Below are 16823 nucleotides of genomic sequence, written 5' to 3'. Positions count from 1 at the left end.
CGCCCGGCTGCATGCTGTCCGACAAGCCCGTCGTGCCCTGCGAGCCGCCAGCTGGCGCGCCCCACAGCGGGCCGCCGGCACGCGGCAGGGCGACAAACATCAGCACCGACAATGGAAGCGCCAGCGCCAGCATGCGCGCCAGCAGGCGCAGGCGGATGGCCAGGCGCGGCTGTGCGGGACCGTATTGACATGACAGCAGCGCCGCCAGCAGCAGCGCCACGGTGGCCAGCATCCAGGCGGCGCTGGCGATGCCTTGCGCATGAAAGAAACTGGCCAGCAGCAGGAAAAAACTGATGAAGACCGCCACCATGGCATCGCGCCGGGTTCGCCTGTCCGGCGATATTTCCAGTGATTTGAGCGCCAGCAGCAGCGCCAGCATGGCCACGCCGGGATCGCGTCCCAGCAGCGTGCCGTAGCTGATATGCACGCCGGAAATGCCCAGCATGGCCAGCACCATCAGCAGGCCCCGGGGCGGCCGGCGCGCGCCACGCAGGGCGATGGCCGCGCGCCACAGCAGCAGCGTGGCCGCAGCGATCGACAGCCAGAGGGGGAAGTGCAGCGCATGCGGCGCCAGCGCCATGGCGACGGCCAGCAACAGCAGCAGGCTATCGGCCTGCTCGCGCGGCAGGGCGCGCCAGCGGCCCATCATGCGCTTGCCTCTGGCAAGCCGTGCAGTGCCAGCGCGCGCAGGCAGGCCATGCGTTGCGATGGCCCCAGTCCGGCGTGCACCTCTGTCCCGGGCAGGCGCAAACGGTACGGCAGTTGCTGGCGCTCGGCTTCCCATACCCAGGCGCACAGGCGCGACAGGCGTGCTTCCGTGCCGGATTGAGGCAAGGCGGCATAGTCGAGCAGCAAGCTGTGCTGGCCAGTGTCATCGCCCACGGGCGTGAAGTGCTTGCTGACCAGGTGTGCGCCATCGTGGCGGGCGATCTGGCGCCAGGCCAGCCGGTGCAGCGGATCGCCCGGTTGATAGGCGCGCACACCGGCCAGTTCCTGTTGCGGCTGCGCGCGCGCCGCCGCAGCCAGCGGCAGCGCAGGGGCCGGGCTTTCCGGTTGCGGATACACCAGCACCTGCGCTTCGGGCTGCCAGTGGCACCACGCGTGGAACAGGCCCAGCGGGAAGTTGCTCGACAGCCGCATGGCGGGCGCCGCCAGCCAGCCGCGCCGGTCCGCCTCGACGGCCAGCGTGATGGCCGCTTCGCCATGCGCGTCGACATCAACCCAGTGCAGCGACGCCGAAGCACCGGCGGCCAGCGCGATCGCATGGCGCGGCTGCGCGCTGCGGTTGATCAGGCGCAATTCAAAACATGCCGTGCCGCCGGCGGCCACCGGTTCGCCCGGCGTGGCGGCCAGGGCCAGGCCCGCCAGGTTGCGGCTGGCAAACAGCATGTCGGCGATCGCGCAGGCGGCGGCAAAACAGGTCAGCGCATGGCCCAGGCCCAGCTGGTAATTGACGGCGGCGATCCACAGCGCCAGCACCAGCGCGGCAAACGCCAGGCCCGCGCGTGACGGGCGGATATGCACGCGGTGCGCGCCCAGCCACGGCCGCGATGGAAACAACGGCAGCCGCATGCGCGTCAGACGGGTACGGCCAGCAACAATTGCTGCAGCAGCATGCGGCTGTCCTGCTCGCCCTGGCGTGCCCGCAGCCGGTGCGCGCAGACGGGCAGCAGCACGGCTTGCACATCGTCGGGCGTGACATGGTCGCGCCCGGCCAGCGCCGCCCAGGCGCGCGCCGCCTGCAACAGGGCCAGCGCGGCGCGCGGACTGAGGCCTTCGGCAAAATTGGCGCTGGTGCGCGTGGCGTGTACCAGCGCCAGCACGTAGTCGGCCAGGGCGCCGGACACGTGCTGCTGGCGCAGCGCCGCCTGCATCGCCAGCAGTTGCCCCGGCTGCAGCGCGGGCGAGAGCGTGCCCAGCATGGCGCGCCGGTCCGCGCCCAGCAGCAGCGCGCGTTCGGCGGCAGGCTCCGGATAGCCCAGCGTGATGCACATCAAAAAGCGGTCGAGCTGCGACTCGGGCAGCGGGAAGGTGCCGGACTGGTGCTGCGAGTTCTGCGTGGCGATCACGAAAAATGGCTGCGGCAGGGCATGCGTGACGCCGTCGAGCGTCACTTGCCGCTCCTCCATCGCCTCGAGCAGGCCGGACTGGGTCTTCGGCGTGGCGCGGTTGATCTCGTCGGCCAGCAGCACCTGGGTAAACAGGGGACCGGGATGGAACACGAAGCTGCCGCTGGCGCGGTCATACACGGACATGCCGGCCACGTCGGCTGGCAGCAGGTCGCTGGTAAATTGCTGGCGCTTCCATTGCAGACCCAGCGACATGGCCAGCGCATGGGCCAGGGTGGTCTTGCCCACGCCAGGCACATCCTCGATCAGCAGGTGGCCGCCGGCCAGCAGGCAGGCCAGCGCCTGGCGGATCTGCAGCTCCTTGCCGACGATCACCTCGCCGACCTGGCGCGCGGCCTGGTGTAGTGTGGAAAACATGCAGCCCCTGTCGTGGTTGTATGGATGACGAACGATTATTTAATTTACAATCGCCTGCGCCGGTCAAATCCTGCGCCAACCATGCCGCCCGCCGATGGCGCGTCCGTGGTAGATTATCAAGACCGAAGCAAGGCTACGCAGATCAGCCTGTGATTTTACTGTGTGAACAGAGACAAAGCGAACAAGTACAAGAATGAGCACAGCTATTTATACCCATCCCGATTGCCTGCGCCACGAAATGGGCGACTGGCATCCCGAATCGCCGGCGCGCCTGCAGGCCATCAGCGACCAGCTGATCCTGGCCCATATCAGCGACCTGGTCGAACACCGCGAGGGCGTGCCCGCGCAGCTGTCCGATATCGCGCGCAACCACAGCGCCACGGCCATCGGCCTGGTGCGCGACAACGTGCCGCCGGCCGGCGACTACTATCCGCTCGATGGTGACACCCTGCTCAATGCGCACAGCTACGAGGCGGCGCTGGCGGCGGCCGGTTCGGCCATTTCCGCTACCGACGCGGTGATCGACGGCGAGATATCGAATGCCTTCTGCGCGATCCGCCCGCCCGGCCACCATGCGCGTCCCAGCGAGCCGATGGGTTTCTGCCTGTTCAATAATATCGCCATCGCCGCCAAGCATGCGCTCGACGTGCGCGGCCTGCAGCGCGTGGCCATCGTCGACTTCGATGTGCATCATGGCAACGGCACGGCCGAATCGGTGGCGCACGACCCGCGCATCCTGATGGTCAGTTTTTTCCAGCACCCGTTCTATCCGTACAGCGATGTCGAGTCGTACACCGACACGCGCGTCAACGTGCCGGTGCCGGCGCGCTCGAAAGGCGACGTGGTGCGCCAGCTGGTGCTCGATCACTGGCTGCCGGCGCTGCACCGCCAGCGTCCGCAGATGCTGTTCATTTCGGCCGGCTTCGACGCCCACCGCGAAGACGACGTGGGCGGCATGGGCCTGGTCGAGGCGGACTACATGTGGCTGACGCAGCAGATGATGGCCGTCGCCAGCCAGTACGGCGAAGGGCGCATCGTCAGTTGCCTGGAAGGCGGCTACAATCTGTCGTCGCTGGGGCGCAGCGTGGCGGCCCATGTCAAGGCGCTGGCCGAACTCTAGAACAGCGGCAGGCGGGTACCCGAATTGAGATGGCGGTGCGTCTGGAAGTCGTGCGCATCGCCGGCCATGAAATCGCGCCACGCCCGGGTATAGACGGCGGCCGATTTGCCGGCATCGAAACTGTCCAGGTGCAGCATGTCGCGGTGGTGCTTGATTTCATTGACCAGGTGATCGTACAGCGCCTGCAGGCCTGCCGTATCGGCGCTCTGGCGTTTCAGGCGCTCTTCCAGTTTTGCGACAGATAATGACGCTGGCCGGCCGGTGTCTTCCCTCATCATGCTGCTCATTTGGTTTGCGCCAGTACGGCAATAAAATTGCTTAATTGTAACATTTTCAATTTATTTAAGAATCGGTATCAAAACACATGGTTACAGGGTTTGCAGCGCCTGTTCCGGCACCGGCTCGTCACCGGCATAACTGATGGTCAGCAGGGTGTCGTCATTCCAGCTGTTGTCGTGCAGCGGCGGCAGGTAGCGGCTGCGGTCGTCCGTCAGCGGCAGGCGCGCGCTGCGCTCGCCCGACTGGGCCAGCACGCCGGCCAGCGTGCGCGTGCCCGGATAGGGCACATTGATCATGGCCGAATGGCAGGGGCCGCCGGCCAGCTTGAACAGATTGCGCCGCATGAAGGGCAGCGCGTCCTGTTCCACCGCCCAGCGGATTTCGCATTCCAGGCGCAGGTCCCCCAGGCGGCGCACATTCGGCGGCAGGCCGGGCGTGACGATGCTGGGACGCCAGCGCACGGTGCTGCGTTTCTTGTTGCTGATCAGGTCGGCATTCGCGTCGAACGCCGTCTTGTCGCGCGCCAGCGTAAAGGTGCCGTCGGCGGCCAGCGGGATGGCGATCGACAGATTGTCCGCTTCCAGGCGCAAGGTGGCGCCCGCCATCGAGGTGGCCGGCGTGGCGGCCAGCAGCCGGAAGCGCAGCGGCGCCGCTGGCGCCAGGCGCTGGTGGTCGGCGTAGGCATCGAGGCCCTTGAGCATGGTGCGGTAGGGCAGGAGGTCCGGATCGCGCGTGCCGTGCACGTCGACCGCCAGCGCTACCGGCTCGCCGGCGCTCTCGCTGGAACTCCCGGCAGGCGCGCCGGCGTCCTGCGCCAGCGCCGGTGTCAGGCAGGATGCAGACAGGGCCAGCAGGGCAAGGTTGGCAAGGCGGGCAGGTAGCATGGGTGCGAGCTCAGGAAGGACGAAAGGGCGGATGGTAGCACCGTGGTTGGTGTCACATTATCACCAATTGTTTCGTTTCCCCCCATCGGGCTGGCGCAGGCGCCATAAAACGGGACGCCGCACCGCCAACCACGTAAAATAGCGGATTGACTGAACGATTTTGAAGGCAAGAGCATGGCGATACAATGGTACCCGGGACATATGAACGCGGCCCGCAAGAAAGCGGCCGAAACCATGGAAAACACCGATCTGGTGATTGAAGTGGTCGATGCGCGCCTGCCGGCAGCCAGCTGCAATCCCATGGTGGATGAGCTGCGCCTGTTCCGCCAGCGGCCCTGCCTGAAGATCCTCAACAAGACCGACCTGGCCGATCCGGCCGCCACTAGCGCCTGGGTGGCCTACTTCAACGCCCAGGAAGGCGTGACCGCGTATGCGATGACGACCAAGAAACCGGGCGACGTGGCGCGCATCCCGGAACTGGCCAAGTCGCTGGCGCCGCACCGCGGCGTGCCGACCAAGCCGCTGCGCATCATGATCATGGGCATCCCCAACGTGGGCAAGTCGACCCTGATGAATGCGCTGCTGAAAAAGCGCGTGGCCAAGGTGGGCGACGAGCCGGCCGTGACGAAAATGCAGCAGAAGCTGTACCTGGACAAGAACACCATCCTGGTCGACACGCCCGGCATGCTGTGGCCGAAGATCGCCATCCCCAGCGACGGCCTGATGCTGGCGGCCAGCCATGCGATCGGCTCGAACGCGCTGATCGAGGAAGAAGTGGCCGTGTTCCTGGCCGAGGAATTGCTCAAGCGCTATCCGGACCTGCTGGCCGCGCGCTATGGCACCAAGACCGGTGAAGTGGACGCCATCGGCGTGGTCGAAGGCATTGCCGCCAAGCGCGGCTTCCGCATCAAGGGCGGCGACTACGATTTCGAAAAGGCCTCGCACACGCTGCTGCTGGACTACCGCAGCGGCGTCCTGGGACGCATCTCGCTGGAAACGCCGGACACGCGCGCCGCACTGCTGGCCCAGCATGCGGCCGAGATGGCGGAAAAAGCGGCAAAGGCCGCGGAGATTGCAGCCGAGAAGGCAAGGAATGCGTCGCGGGGCAAGCGCGGCACGTAAAGCTTTCCGATGACATGCCGGCGGCGCCGCGAGCAGGTCATGCCGCCGCGTTTTTCAGGCTGCTGCGGTGCCGAAACGGAAACTGCTCACCGCCAGCGCGCCGAAAAAATCATCCTCGTGATACACCACCTGCGCCACCTCCTGCTCGGCCGCGCCCAGCGCCACCATCAGCGGCAGCAGATGGTCCTCCTGCGGGTGGGCCTGGCGTGCGCCGGGGGCGCGGTCCCACGCCAGCAGCTGCGCCAGCCGTTCGGCCGGCGGCAGCGCCATGGCCTGGCGCAGCCACGCGTCGAACTGGTGCGAGGCGACGGCGCCCGGCTGGCCGAACTGGCGCAGGTTATGGTAGCTCAGGCCGCTTCCCAGTATCAGCACGCCCTGCCGGCGCAGGCTGGCCAGCGCGCGCCCCACTTCGACGTGGGTCAGCGCATCGTAGCCGTGTTTCAGCGACAGCTGCACCAGCGGCATGTCGGCCTCGGGGTAGATCGGGAACAGGGCGCTGAAGGTGCCGTGATCGAACCCTCGTTCATGGTCGAGGCGGGCAGGGTGGCCGGCCGCGTCGAGCAGCGACTTGACCTGTGCGGCCAGTTCCGGCGCGCCCGGCGCCGGATACTGGATCTGGTAGGTATGCGGCGGAAAACCCGAGTAATCATAGATCATGCCGGGGCGCGGGCTGGCCGAGACCAGGAACTGCGGTCCTTCCCAGTGCGCCGTCACCACCAGCACCGCTTTCGGCCGAGCGCCGATCTGGCGCGGAATATCCTGCAGCGACGCTTCCAGCACATCGTAGCGCCCGCCGAACTGGTCCTTCATGAACGGCCACGGACCGCCGCCGTGCGACAGGAAATAGGTAGGGAAAATGGTGCTGGACATGGCGGCTCCGATGGTCGATGGCTGGAATGATCCTACTATAGTCATGCTCCATGCGTTGATCAAGACGGCAAATATTGATATATCATTTCCATCTGGTTGATGATGACGGGATGCAGATGGATACCTTGCGCAGCATGCGCGTGTTTCGCGCGGTGGTGGAACTGGACAGTTTCGTGCGCGCCAGCGAGCGCCTGGGCCTGTCGCCGGCCATGGTCAGCAAGCACGTGATGCACCTGGAGCGCCATCTCGATGCGCGCCTGCTGAACCGCAGCAGCCGCCATCTGAGCCTGACCGAAATCGGCAAGGTGTATTTCGAGCAGTGCCGCGACATGCTCGACAATCTCGACGAAGTGGAAGCAACGGTAGGCCGCACGACCGTGGTGCCGCGCGGCATGCTGCGCCTGAGCGCGCCGGTCTGGTTCGCCAATCCCATCTTCACGCGCACGCTGGCTGCCTACCGCGCGCGCTTTCCGGACGTGACCTTCGATATCGACCTGAGCGGGCGCGTGGTCAACCTGGTCGAGGAAGGTTTCGACCTGGCCCTGCGCGTGAGCGAGGCGCCGGCGCCGGCCCTGATCGCGCGGCCCGTCGGCAGCGTCGCGTTTTACCTGGTGGCGTCGCCCGCCTACCTGGCCCGGGCCGGCGTGCCGCGCCAGCCGCAGGAACTGGCCGTGCACGCCTTGATCAGCTATTCGCTGATGGCGGCCGGCAACGAACTGCGTTTTGACGGGCCGGGCGGCGGCGAGACGGTCCGCTACCAGCCCGTCTTGCAAAGCAATAACGAAAGCCTGCTGCACGCGGCCGCGCTCGACGCCATGGGCATCGCGCTGCTGCCGTCGTGGCAGGCCGACGACGATCTGGCGGCCGGGCGTCTGGTGCGCTTGTTCGACAGCTATCAGCTGGTCAGCGGCAAGGTGTACGCCGTCTATGCCAGCCGCCGCTACCTGTCCCCGAAAGTACGCACTTTTATCGATTTCCTGGCCGGCGAAGGGCGCCTGGGCGGCAACGTGCCCTGAGCCGGCCCTGCCACTGTTTGCCATGCCCTGCGCCCTGCGTATAATGGGCCGCCTTTGTTGCCCGTTCGCAATGCACCTATCAAGCCTGCCGCCATGATGCCTGCCCCTTCCGCCCTGACGATCGCCACGCGCACGGTGCTGCTGTGCGCGCTCGCGTTGCCGGCGCTGGCGCAGGAAGCGGCCGCGCCGGCCGCCGCCGTCGCCTCGGGCGAAGTGTCGCTTGAGGTGGGCCAGGCAGGACAGCGCAGCGGGCGCGCCAGCGTGGCGCGCGACCAGGATGGCCTGTCGCTCGATGCCGCCTACGACGTGCAGCGCAACGGCAATTACCGCGACGGCAGCGTGTTTCTCGAACATGCCGCCAGCCTGGGCGCGGAATGGAAATCGCGGCAGGGCCGCTTCGGCTTCAGCGCCGACGACATCGAGCAGGAGACGCGCTACCCGGCCCCCGCCAGCGCATTTGCCTATGTGCTGTCGGCCTGGCCCGACGACCGCTATCGCTACAATGTGCGGCGCGCCAGCGGCTTCGTGCAGCGCTACCTGGGCAATGTGGAGCTGGGCGTGGAGGCGTCCCTGCGCGAAAAGCGGGCCACCGCCACCTATGTGGGCGAGGCGGGCAATGACGTGTCCTCGTACCGCAGCCGCCAGGTCCAGCTGGCGCCGCGCCTGCGCCATTACAGCAAGCTGGGCACGGTCGGCACCGATACCGAACTGGGCATCGACCTGATGCAGTGGCAGCGCACCACGGCCCGCTCGACCGAAGACAGCGACCCGGGCAGCGACCTGACCCGCCGCCAGCATGCGCGCGCCCTGCTGCTGCGCGAAGAACTGGCCTTCGGCGGCGTGCATGCGCCGCGCGTGCTGGTCGGCCTGCGGCGCGAACAGTTCCACCTCGACCCGTCCGACTTGCCGCTTGGCGGCAGCAACTGGGAGCGGCAGCGCGCGTGGGACCTGCAGGGCAGCTTCTTGCTGCGCCCCGATCTCAGCATGTACGCCAAGACGGCGCGCAAATACCGCATCGACGACGATGGCTATACCAGCGCCGGCTACCGGCCGCTGGCGGGCCAGCTGCGCTATGAACGCGAGCTAGGCCTGACCTGGAGCGACGCACGCAATACGCGCGGCGCCTCGCTGCGCCTGTTCAGCGAGCGCCTGGTGACGCAGATCGTGTTCGACCAGAGCGTGCTGGCGCTGAACCAGCAGGGTTTTGCCGGCAACCTGGAACCGGCGCGGCGCGATGGCGTGGCGCTCGAGGGCAACCTGACGCTGTCGCCAGCCTGGCGCATCGACGGCCAGCTGCAGCAGGCGCACGCCCGCTATGACGATTATCCGTACGACGGCGCCGATATCGCGCTGGTGCCCAGGACGCTGGCGGCGGCGCGCCTGTACTGGACGCCGCCCGGCAACAGCAGCTTCGACATGGGCGTGCAGTGGCTGCGCGCGCTACGCTACGGCAACGATTTCGACAACAGCTGCCTGGCGCGCACGCCGGCCTTTGCCACCATCGACAGCCACTATGCCTACAAGGCGGGCCGCTGGCAGCTGGAACTGTCGGGCAGCAACCTGGCCAACCGCCGCCATTACGGCGATGCGCCGGCCTGCCGCTCCAGCATTTACCAGAACGACACGCGCCAGCTGCGCCTGTCGGCGCGCTACCGGTTCTGACGGCTGTCCTTGCCTGCCGCTTAAGAGCGGCTTAATCGCCGCGGCGGCGCTGGCCTGAAACGGCCTTTTTAAAACAGGGCCTCCATGCAAGTGCGCAAAAAATGGTAATCTCGCTCTGTTTTCGACCATACCGATGAAGGATTTGACCATGCGTTTTCTGCGTTCCCTGCTGCGCCCCCTGCTTGCCGCCACCTTCCTGATCGCCGCGTCCGGCGGTGCCATGGCGGCCGATACGGGCTTTACCACGCTGGCCACGCCGCAGCGCGCCGACACCGGCAAGAAAGTGGAAGTGGTCGAGTTCTTCATGTACTCGTGCCCGCACTGCTACGCGCTCGATCCGCTGATGCATGACTGGGTCAAGAAGCAGGGCGACAAGATCGCCTTCCGCCGCGTGCACCTGGCGTTCTCCGGCCCGAAAGACCCGCAGGCGCATGCCTACGCCACGCTGGAAACCATGGGCCAGCTGGACCAGTACCATGACAAGATCTTCCGCGCCATCCACGTCGAGCGCAACCGCCTGATGACCGATGGCGCCATCCTCGACCTGCTGGTCAAGAACGGCATGGACAAGACCAAGTACCTCGACATGTTCAACTCCTTCGGCATCCAGGCCAAGCTGAAACGCAACGAGCAGCTGATCGCCGCCGCCAAGATCGACAGCGCGCCGACCATCGTCATCGACGGCCGCTTCGTGACCTCGCCGGCGCAGCTGTCGCGTCCGGGCCAGAGCGAACGCCAGACCCAGGAGGCGACCCTGCGCGTGATGGATGAACTGGTGGCGCGCGTGCAGAAAGAGCGCGGTGGCGCACCTGCGCCAGCGCCGGCGAAGAAATAAAGGAAGATCGTGAAAAAGCTGCCCTGGATCTTGTGCGCCGTGGCCCTGGCGCTGGTCGCCTGGCTGGCGCTGGCCGCCGTCAATGTGGAAGCCCGGCGCAACGCGCTGGCCGCCAAGGCCTGCGCCGCAGCCGATGCCCAGTGCATGGCGTCGGCGCAGAAGCGCGAGCACTGGTGGCAGCATCTGGCGTATGCGATGACGCATGTGCGTTCCTGATGCGTCGAGGGTGTGTCGGATTACGCTGCGCTAATCCGACCTGCGGAGGTGCCGGGTAGCTCGGATTGGCGCCATGCGCGCAATCCGACAAGCCCCCACGTTTTTCCACGGATGCAGGTCTGACGTAGGTCGGGTTAGCGCGGTGCGCGTAACCCGACAACCATCACCACAGCCCCACGGCCCGCCCCGCGCGGGCTTTTTCATATCGAGGAGCAAACATGAAAGAAGTGATCCTGATCACCGGCAGCAGCCGCGGCATCGGTGCGGCGACGGCGCTGCTGGCCGCGCGCCATGGCTATGCCGTGTGCATCAACTATCTGCGCGACGCGCAAGCAGCAGAGGCGTTGTGCGCGCAGATACGCGCCGCAGGGGGCGAGGCAATTGCGGTGCAGGCCGATGTGGGCGACGAGGCCGATGTGGCGCGGCTGTTTCGCGAAGTCGATGCACGCCTCGGCACGCTGACGGCGCTGGTCAACAATGTGGGCGTGCTGGAACAGAAATGCCGGCTGACGGAGATTTCGGCCGCGCGCCTGGAGCGCGTGCTGCGCACCAATGTGATCAGCTATTTTTTGTGCTGCCAGCAGGCCGTGCGGCGCATGTCGAGCGCCACCGGCGGGCAGGGCGGGCGCATCGTCAATGTATCGTCGGTGGCGGCGCGGCGCGGTTCGGCCAACGAGTATGTCGATTACGCGGCTTCGAAAGGCGCGGTCGACACCTTGACCATCGGGCTGGCGAAAGAGGTGGCCAATGAGGGCATCCGCGTCAACTGCGTGCGCCCCGGCCTGATTTATACGGAAATCCACGCCTCGGGCGGCGAACCGGAACGGGTGGCGCGGCTGGAGTCCATCGTGCCGATGCAGCGCGGCGGAAGGCCTGAAGAAATCGCCGACGCCATCCTGTATCTGCTGGGACCGGGATCGTCGTACGCGACCGGCACCTTTCTCGACATCTCGGGCGGCCTGTAAACGTCAGGCCTTGTGCGGTGCCGAAGCTGGCGGTGCGGCCGGCACAGCTGCAGCGGCCGGCGCCGAATGCGGCGTGATCACCACGGTGCAGGTGGTGCCGGCCACCAGCACCTGACTGGCCGGCAGCTGGTCGATATGGATGCGCACGGGCACGCGCTGGGCCAGGCGTACCCAGTTGAAGGTGGGGTTGACGTCGGCCAGCAGCTCGCGGCCGGTGGCGGCGTCGCGGTCGGTAATGCCGCGCGCGATGCTCTCGATATGGCCGTGCAGCGTGCCGCCGCTCATCAAATTCATCTCCGCCTTGTCGTCCTGCGCCAGCATGGCCAGCTTGGTCTCTTCAAAGTATCCCACCACATAGTACGAGGCGCTGTCGATCACGGCCAGCTTCGGCGCGCCGACGGCGGCAAAATCCCCGGTATGCACGTTCAGGTTGGTGACAAAGCCATCGACGGGCGCGCGCACGGTGGTGCGTTCCAAATTTAATTGCGCCAGCGTGCGGGCGGCCACGGCGGCCTGCACCTGCGAGGTGGCCGAACTGGCGGCAAAGGCCGCCGTTTCACGGCTCTCGGTCGAGATGATGCTCGCGTCCAGGCCGGCGCGGCGCTGCGCTTCCTTGCCGCGGCGGCCCTGCTCCGTGCGCTGCGCGGCCAGGGTGGCGTCGGCCTGCGCCAAGGCGCTCGCATAGCGCTCCTTGTCGACCACGAACAGCACGTCGCCCTTGTGCACCAGCTGGTTGTCGCGCACCAGCACCTGCGTGACGGTGCCGGCCACGTCGGCGCTGATATTGATCACGTCGGCCTTGATGCGGCCGTCGCGCGTCCACGGCGACGCCATGTAGCGGTCCCAGACGGTCTTGCCGATCCAGAGCGCGGCGGCCAGGAGCAGCAGCGTGATTGCATAGCGGGTCAGTTTGGTTACCATCGCGGTACCCCTTCCTTGATCAGGTTGAACGGTTTTTTTATTTGTAGAGCGATAAGGACAGCGCGCCGAAGATGGCGACGAAAATGCACAGCCGCGCCAGCGACGGATGCCACACCATGCGGTACACGCCGAGCCAGCCGAACACGCGGTCGAGCACCGTTTGCAGCGCGATGCTGAGGATAAACAGGGGCAGCAGGGTGGGCAGCAATACCCCGAACAGGGCGAATTCACGCGGCATGGGAGTCTCCGGCGACGGGCGCCATATGGTCAAGTAACGAGGTGTACAGCGAATGCAGGTCGGCCAGCGCCGTTTGCAGCCGCACCGAGCGCTCGGCGCCGGCGCCGCGTTGCGCTTCGCGCACGCAGACGCCGGCCTGCAAGGTGGCGGCAATCGCCGCCTGCAGATCCACGTCCCGGCGCGTGCGCAGCCAGGCGGCGATGCCGGCCACGCAGCGGTCCAGCGCCCTGGTGGCGTCGCCCGGCGCTTTCGAGGTGGCGACCAGTTCGCGCACTTCGATCACCGAGTGGCCGATTTCCAGCAAGGTCAAGGCCTGGCGCACCACGGCGCGCGCTTCTTCGCCCGGCGCCGGACCGGCCGCCGCATTGAGCTGGCTGAGCAGGTCGCGCATGCGGTTGTCGTAGCGGTGCTTGTTGTGCTCGCCGCGCGACAGGCGCGCGGTGCAGGCGCGCAGCGTTTCGCGCCACAGGGCCGGCCCCACATGGTCCTTGTGGCCCATGGTGTGCTCGGGCAGGATCACGGCAAACACCACGCCGGCCAGCATCAGGCCGACGATCAGCGCCATGCCGGTATTGAGAAACGCGGCGCCGTCGATGTGCATCAGATTGGTCGGCGCCATCTGCGTGATAAAGGTGCCCACGCCCAGGCCGATGCCCAGCTTGGCCGGGTTGCTCATCAAGTACAGGCCGACCGCCAGGAACGGCGCAAAACTCAGCACCAGCATGGGAAAGCCGTCGCCATGCACCAGCACGAAATACACGCACACCAAGGAGAGCGGCATGGCGATCAGGAAGCCCGTCAGCACCTGGCGGATCATCGCGATCGGGCGCGGCACCGACGAGGCCAGCGCGCAGAATACGGCCGCCATCAGCATCGCCGTGCTGGCGTAGGGCCAGGCCAGGAAGTACGCGCCCAGCGCCAGCAGCGCCAGGCTGATGGCGGCGCGCGCGCCGCTGGCGATCACCAGCGCCGGCGGCGTCTTCGGCGCATAGGCCTGCGGCGCGCTCACGTCGAGCGGCGTGTCGTGCGCCAGGCTGAAATACACTTCGTGAAAGCGGCTCATGTCGCGCGCAAAGCGCTCCAGCAGTTCGCACACCGTGTCGAAATCGATGCGCTGCGCGTGGGCGACGGCCGCTTCGTCGATCCGCACGCGCGCCTGCGCCAGCGCCGCCTGCAGGTGCAGCTGCATGGTGTCGAGCGAGTCCTGCGAGGGCCGCGCATGCAGCGCTTCGGCGATGATGTCGAACAGCGGCGCGCAGGCGCCCACCACCTGGGTTTCGCCATCGCGCTGCAGCCGCTCGAACAGGCGGTGAAACGTGTAGAAGGTGGTCAGCGCCGTCATGAAGGTGCTGTTGAAAGCGTGCAGCTTGCGGTTCTGTGCGCGCACATGGCTGACCGCGTCGCTCACTTCAAACAGGGCCGCCGAGCGGCCCAGTTCCAGCGCCGCCACGTCGGCCGCAAAGCGCAGGTGCGTCACTTCCACCTCGGAAGCCGACAGTTTTTGCTGCAGCACGTCTTCGCAGAAGGCGAGGAATCTGGCGTAGCGCGCTTCGACCGCGCGCATCACCTGCGTGCCCTGGTGGCGCGGCAGCAGCACGCTGGACACGACCGCCGAGCAGATGATGCCCAGGCTCACTTCGGCCACGCGCGTGACGGCCAGCGAGAACACCTGCATCGGCTGCTCGATGGCCGGCAGCACGATCATGCAGGCGGTATAGCCGGACAGCACATACACATACGACTGGGCATTGCGGTACAGCGCCGCGCCGCTGGTGCACAGTCCCACCCACAGCGCCAGGCCGGCAAACAGCAGCACCGGCTGCTGCGGGAAAAAACCGATCAGGCACAGCGCGGCGGTGCAGCCGAGCAGGGTGCCGCACAGGCGGTAAAAGCTTTTTTCGAGCACCATGCCGCTGCTGGGCAGGGCCAGGATAATGGTGGTGGTCATCGCCGTGCTGGGCGAATCGAGGCCCAGGCGATACGCCAGCCACAGGGCGCAGAACGAGGCCGTCAGGGTCTTGGCGACATAGATCCAGCGTTCGCCTTCCGTCACGCGCCAGTCCTGCAGCGCATGCGCCAGCCAGCGTGCGGCCCTGGGCAGGGGGCCTGTTGGTAAAGGGGCTGTGGCTGGCGTCATCGATAAAGGAATCTCAGGTCGGGTGGTTGATATTGTTCAGGTTGCGCAACTGGCGCACGTACAGCTTGTCGAGCACTTGCAGCTCTTCTTCGGTAAAGCCTTCATACAGCGTCGAGGTTTCGGCGTAGACGTCCGGCAGCGCCGTTTCGATCAGCGCGCGGCCCTTGTCGGTCAGCGAAATCATCACCGAGCGGCGGTCGCCGGGGCGCGTGCCGCGGTGGATCAGTTCGCGCGCTTCGAGGTCGTTGCACACGCGCGTCAGGTTGGCCGGCTTTTCATGGCAGGCCATGCCCAGCACGGCGGCGCTCGAGGTTTCGTCCTCGGTGCCATACAGCACGGCCAGCACCATGTAGCTGGCGTCGACCAGGTCGTGTTTTCTCAAAGCCGCATTGGTCAGATCCTTCATGCCTTTCTGGATGTGATACGTCATGCGCAGCAAACGCATCAATTCCAGCGGGAACGCCGGCATGCGCGTGCGGATGTTTTGCAGCCGCTTCGAGGTCGCATCAAAAGCTGTCATGTCGTGATCCTTTGCAGTGAATAAAGCGCTGATTGTAGCGTGTCGGGTTGCGGCAAAGCGAATCTTGATGCTGATGCCGCCGGCTTACATTCCGCCTCCCAGTGCATTCATCAAGGAAACGTACAGATCGAGTTCGCTGGCCCCATTCTGCGCCTGCTGCTGCTGTTCCGCCAGCAGCGCCACTTGCGTGTTGAGCATGTTGATGGCGTCGCTCATGCCGGCCTTGTAGGCCTGCTCGGCCAGGTCGCGCGCGCGCTGGGCGGTGGCCAGCGCCTGTTGCGTCAGCTGGTGCTGTTTCCGCAGCGACTGCACGCGGGCGACGGCATTGGCCACGTCCGACATGGCGTTGATAACGGTGGCGTTGTACTGCTCGACGGCGCCGTCATACACGGCCGTCTGGTTGCCCAGTTGGGCGCGCAGCCGGGCGCCGGCAAAGATCGGCAGGCTCAGCGCCGGCGAGGCGCCGCGCACCTGCGAATTGGCGTCCAGGAAATGGCTGAAGCCGAAGGCCTGGAAACCGGCAAACGCCACCAGGTTCACGTTCGGGTAAAACTCGGCCTTGGCCGCATCGATGCGGCGCGCCGCCGCTTCCACGCGCCAGCGCTGGGCGGCGATGTCGGGACGGCGGCCGATCAGGTCGGCCGGCAGCGCCGCCGGGATCGCCAGTGGGCGATCGAGGCGCAGCACCGGGCGCGTCAAGGCGCTGCCCGCCGACGGGCCCTTGCCCGACAGGGCAGCGAGCTGGTTGCGCAGCAGCGCCACGGCTTCGCTGGCCTGCTCCAGCTGGCGCCGGCCGGCCGGCAGGGTGGTTTCGATCTGCGCCACGTCCACTTCGGTGCCGATGCCGGCCTGCCGGCGTTTCTGCGTGATGTCGAGGATGCGCGCGCGCTGCGCCAGGCTCTCTTTGATCACGTCCTGCAGCGTAAATTCATACGACAGCTGGATGTAGGTGCGCACCAGCGCCGTTTCCAAAGCCAGGCGCGCCATCTGCGATTCGGCCGACGCCATCTGCACGTCGCCCAGCGCGGCGGCCAGCGCTTCGCGGTTGCGGCCCCACAGATCGAGGTCGTACGAGGCGCTGACGGTGGCCTGGTTGCGCCAGGCGTAATTGCCGGCCAGCGGCGCGGGCGTGCTGCCATGCTGCGAATACAGTTCGCGGTTGATCGAGACATTGGCGTCCGCCTGCGGGCGGGTCCTGTCTTCGGCCGCGCCGGCCAGCGCTTCGGCCTGGCGCACGCGCGCCTGCGCGCCGCGCAGGGTAGGGCTGTCGGCCAGCGCCTGCTCCATCAGGCGGTCCAGTTGCGGGTCCTGCAGCGCTTGCCACCACTGCGCGCGCGGCCAGTCGATCGGCGTGCTGCCGGCGTCGGCCGCCTTGCCGCCGTCGAGCGCGTGCGCGTCCGCCAGTGCCGATTGCGGCGCGATATGGCCCATGTCGGCGCAAGCGCTCAAGGCAAGGGCCAGGCTGGCGGCCAGCAAACGACGGTGCAGGGACATGTATCGGCTCCAGGAAATATTCGGGGGAAAACTGCGGTTAAAAGCGTCAACGCCGCGG

18 protein-coding genes are annotated in these 16823 nt (G+C 66.8%); 7 read left to right on the top strand and 11 right to left on the bottom strand.

What is annotated here, in order from left to right:
* The 3 genes from RTQ46_RS07740 to RTQ46_RS07730 all read right to left on the bottom strand — a co-directional run.
* Window positions 1-649 (bottom strand): DUF3488 domain-containing protein (locus tag RTQ46_RS07740; protein WP_312435668.1); only part of this gene is annotated, 649 nt, incomplete at its 3' end.
* Window positions 646-1572 (bottom strand): DUF58 domain-containing protein, encoded by a 927-nt coding sequence (locus tag RTQ46_RS07735; protein ID WP_312435666.1) that lies wholly within the window; start codon window positions 1570-1572, stop codon window positions 646-648. The genes RTQ46_RS07735 and RTQ46_RS07740, both read right to left, overlap by 4 nt.
* Window positions 1573-1577: 5 nt before the next feature.
* Window positions 1578-2486 (bottom strand): MoxR family ATPase, encoded by a 909-nt coding sequence (locus tag RTQ46_RS07730; protein ID WP_312435665.1) that lies wholly within the window; start codon window positions 2484-2486, stop codon window positions 1578-1580.
* Window positions 2487-2679: 193 nt separating this feature from the next.
* On the opposite strand from RTQ46_RS07730, the gene RTQ46_RS07725 reads away from it, so the two are divergent.
* Entirely contained in the window at window positions 2680-3606 is a 927-nt protein-coding gene (locus tag RTQ46_RS07725; RefSeq protein WP_312435663.1) for a histone deacetylase family protein, read from the top strand.
* Here the strand turns inward: RTQ46_RS07725 and RTQ46_RS07720 are convergent.
* Window positions 3603-3884: a hypothetical protein gene (locus tag RTQ46_RS07720; protein WP_312435661.1), complete on the bottom strand. Its 282-nt coding sequence runs from the start codon at window positions 3882-3884 to the stop codon at window positions 3603-3605. The two genes, RTQ46_RS07725 and RTQ46_RS07720, sit on opposite strands and share 4 nt — an antisense overlap.
* Window positions 3885-3974: 90 nt before the next feature.
* Entirely contained in the window at window positions 3975-4769 is a 795-nt protein-coding gene (locus RTQ46_RS07715) for a hypothetical protein (RefSeq protein ID WP_312435660.1), read from the bottom strand.
* A gap of 174 nt (window positions 4770-4943) precedes the next feature.
* Here RTQ46_RS07715 and ylqF point away from each other — a divergent pair, with 174 nt between their 5' ends.
* Window positions 4944-5891 carry a ribosome biogenesis GTPase YlqF gene (gene ylqF, locus RTQ46_RS07710; RefSeq protein WP_312435659.1) on the top strand — a complete coding sequence of 316 codons (948 nt, stop codon included), beginning with the start codon at window positions 4944-4946 and terminating at the stop codon, window positions 5889-5891.
* A gap of 54 nt (window positions 5892-5945) precedes the next feature.
* Here the strand turns inward: ylqF and RTQ46_RS07705 are convergent, their stop codons facing one another.
* Window positions 5946-6761 (bottom strand): class III extradiol ring-cleavage dioxygenase, encoded by an 816-nt coding sequence (locus RTQ46_RS07705; protein ID WP_312435657.1) that lies wholly within the window; start codon window positions 6759-6761, stop codon window positions 5946-5948.
* Window positions 6762-6877: 116 nt separating this feature from the next.
* On the opposite strand from RTQ46_RS07705, the gene RTQ46_RS07700 reads away from it, so the two are divergent.
* The 5 genes from RTQ46_RS07700 (at window position 6878) to RTQ46_RS07680 (ending at window position 11455) form a co-directional block, all read left to right on the top strand.
* On the top strand, window positions 6878-7777 hold the full coding sequence (locus RTQ46_RS07700; RefSeq protein ID WP_312435655.1) for a LysR family transcriptional regulator: 900 nt from the start codon (window positions 6878-6880) through the stop codon (window positions 7775-7777).
* A gap of 93 nt (window positions 7778-7870) precedes the next feature.
* A complete protein-coding gene (locus tag RTQ46_RS07695; protein WP_312435654.1) occupies window positions 7871-9439 on the top strand; it encodes a TonB-dependent receptor in 1569 nt (522 codons plus the stop codon).
* A 148-nt stretch (window positions 9440-9587) separates the two neighbouring features.
* The gene (locus tag RTQ46_RS07690; RefSeq protein ID WP_312435652.1) at window positions 9588-10274 is read left to right on the top strand and encodes a thiol:disulfide interchange protein DsbA/DsbL; all 687 of its coding nucleotides are present in this window, start codon (window positions 9588-9590) and stop codon (window positions 10272-10274) included.
* A 9-nt stretch (window positions 10275-10283) separates the two neighbouring features.
* Window positions 10284-10490, top strand: a complete 207-nt coding sequence (locus tag RTQ46_RS07685) for a hypothetical protein (protein ID WP_312435651.1) — start codon at window positions 10284-10286, stop codon at window positions 10488-10490.
* Between the two features lie 218 nt (window positions 10491-10708).
* Window positions 10709-11455, top strand: coding sequence for an SDR family oxidoreductase (locus RTQ46_RS07680; RefSeq protein ID WP_312435649.1), 747 nt, complete (start codon window positions 10709-10711; stop codon window positions 11453-11455).
* Between the two features lie 3 nt (window positions 11456-11458).
* Here the strand turns inward: RTQ46_RS07680 and RTQ46_RS07675 are convergent, their stop codons facing one another.
* The 5 genes from RTQ46_RS07675 to RTQ46_RS07655 form a co-directional block, all read right to left on the bottom strand.
* The gene (locus RTQ46_RS07675; protein ID WP_312435647.1) at window positions 11459-12376 is read right to left on the bottom strand and encodes an efflux RND transporter periplasmic adaptor subunit; all 918 of its coding nucleotides are present in this window, start codon (window positions 12374-12376) and stop codon (window positions 11459-11461) included.
* A 37-nt stretch (window positions 12377-12413) separates the two neighbouring features.
* On the bottom strand, window positions 12414-12614 hold the full coding sequence (locus RTQ46_RS07670) for a DUF1656 domain-containing protein (protein ID WP_312435646.1): 201 nt from the start codon (window positions 12612-12614) through the stop codon (window positions 12414-12416).
* On the bottom strand, window positions 12604-14751 hold the full coding sequence (locus RTQ46_RS07665) for an FUSC family protein (protein WP_312435645.1): 2148 nt from the start codon (window positions 14749-14751) through the stop codon (window positions 12604-12606). Before RTQ46_RS07665 ends, RTQ46_RS07670 begins: the two co-directional genes overlap by 11 nt.
* Window positions 14752-14764: 13 nt before the next feature.
* Window positions 14765-15271, bottom strand: coding sequence for a MarR family winged helix-turn-helix transcriptional regulator (locus RTQ46_RS07660; RefSeq protein ID WP_312435643.1), 507 nt, complete (start codon window positions 15269-15271; stop codon window positions 14765-14767).
* An 84-nt stretch (window positions 15272-15355) separates the two neighbouring features.
* The gene (locus tag RTQ46_RS07655) at window positions 15356-16765 is read right to left on the bottom strand and encodes an efflux transporter outer membrane subunit (protein ID WP_312435642.1); all 1410 of its coding nucleotides are present in this window, start codon (window positions 16763-16765) and stop codon (window positions 15356-15358) included.
* Between the last annotated feature and the right edge of the window lie 58 nt (window positions 16766-16823).

Source organism: Janthinobacterium sp. (assembly GCF_031995485.1).
Lineage (GTDB): Bacteria > Pseudomonadota > Gammaproteobacteria > Burkholderiales > Burkholderiaceae_D > Janthinobacterium.
The sequence above is the reverse complement of the archived record's forward strand: the minus strand, read 5'-3'. Positions and strand labels throughout refer to the sequence as shown.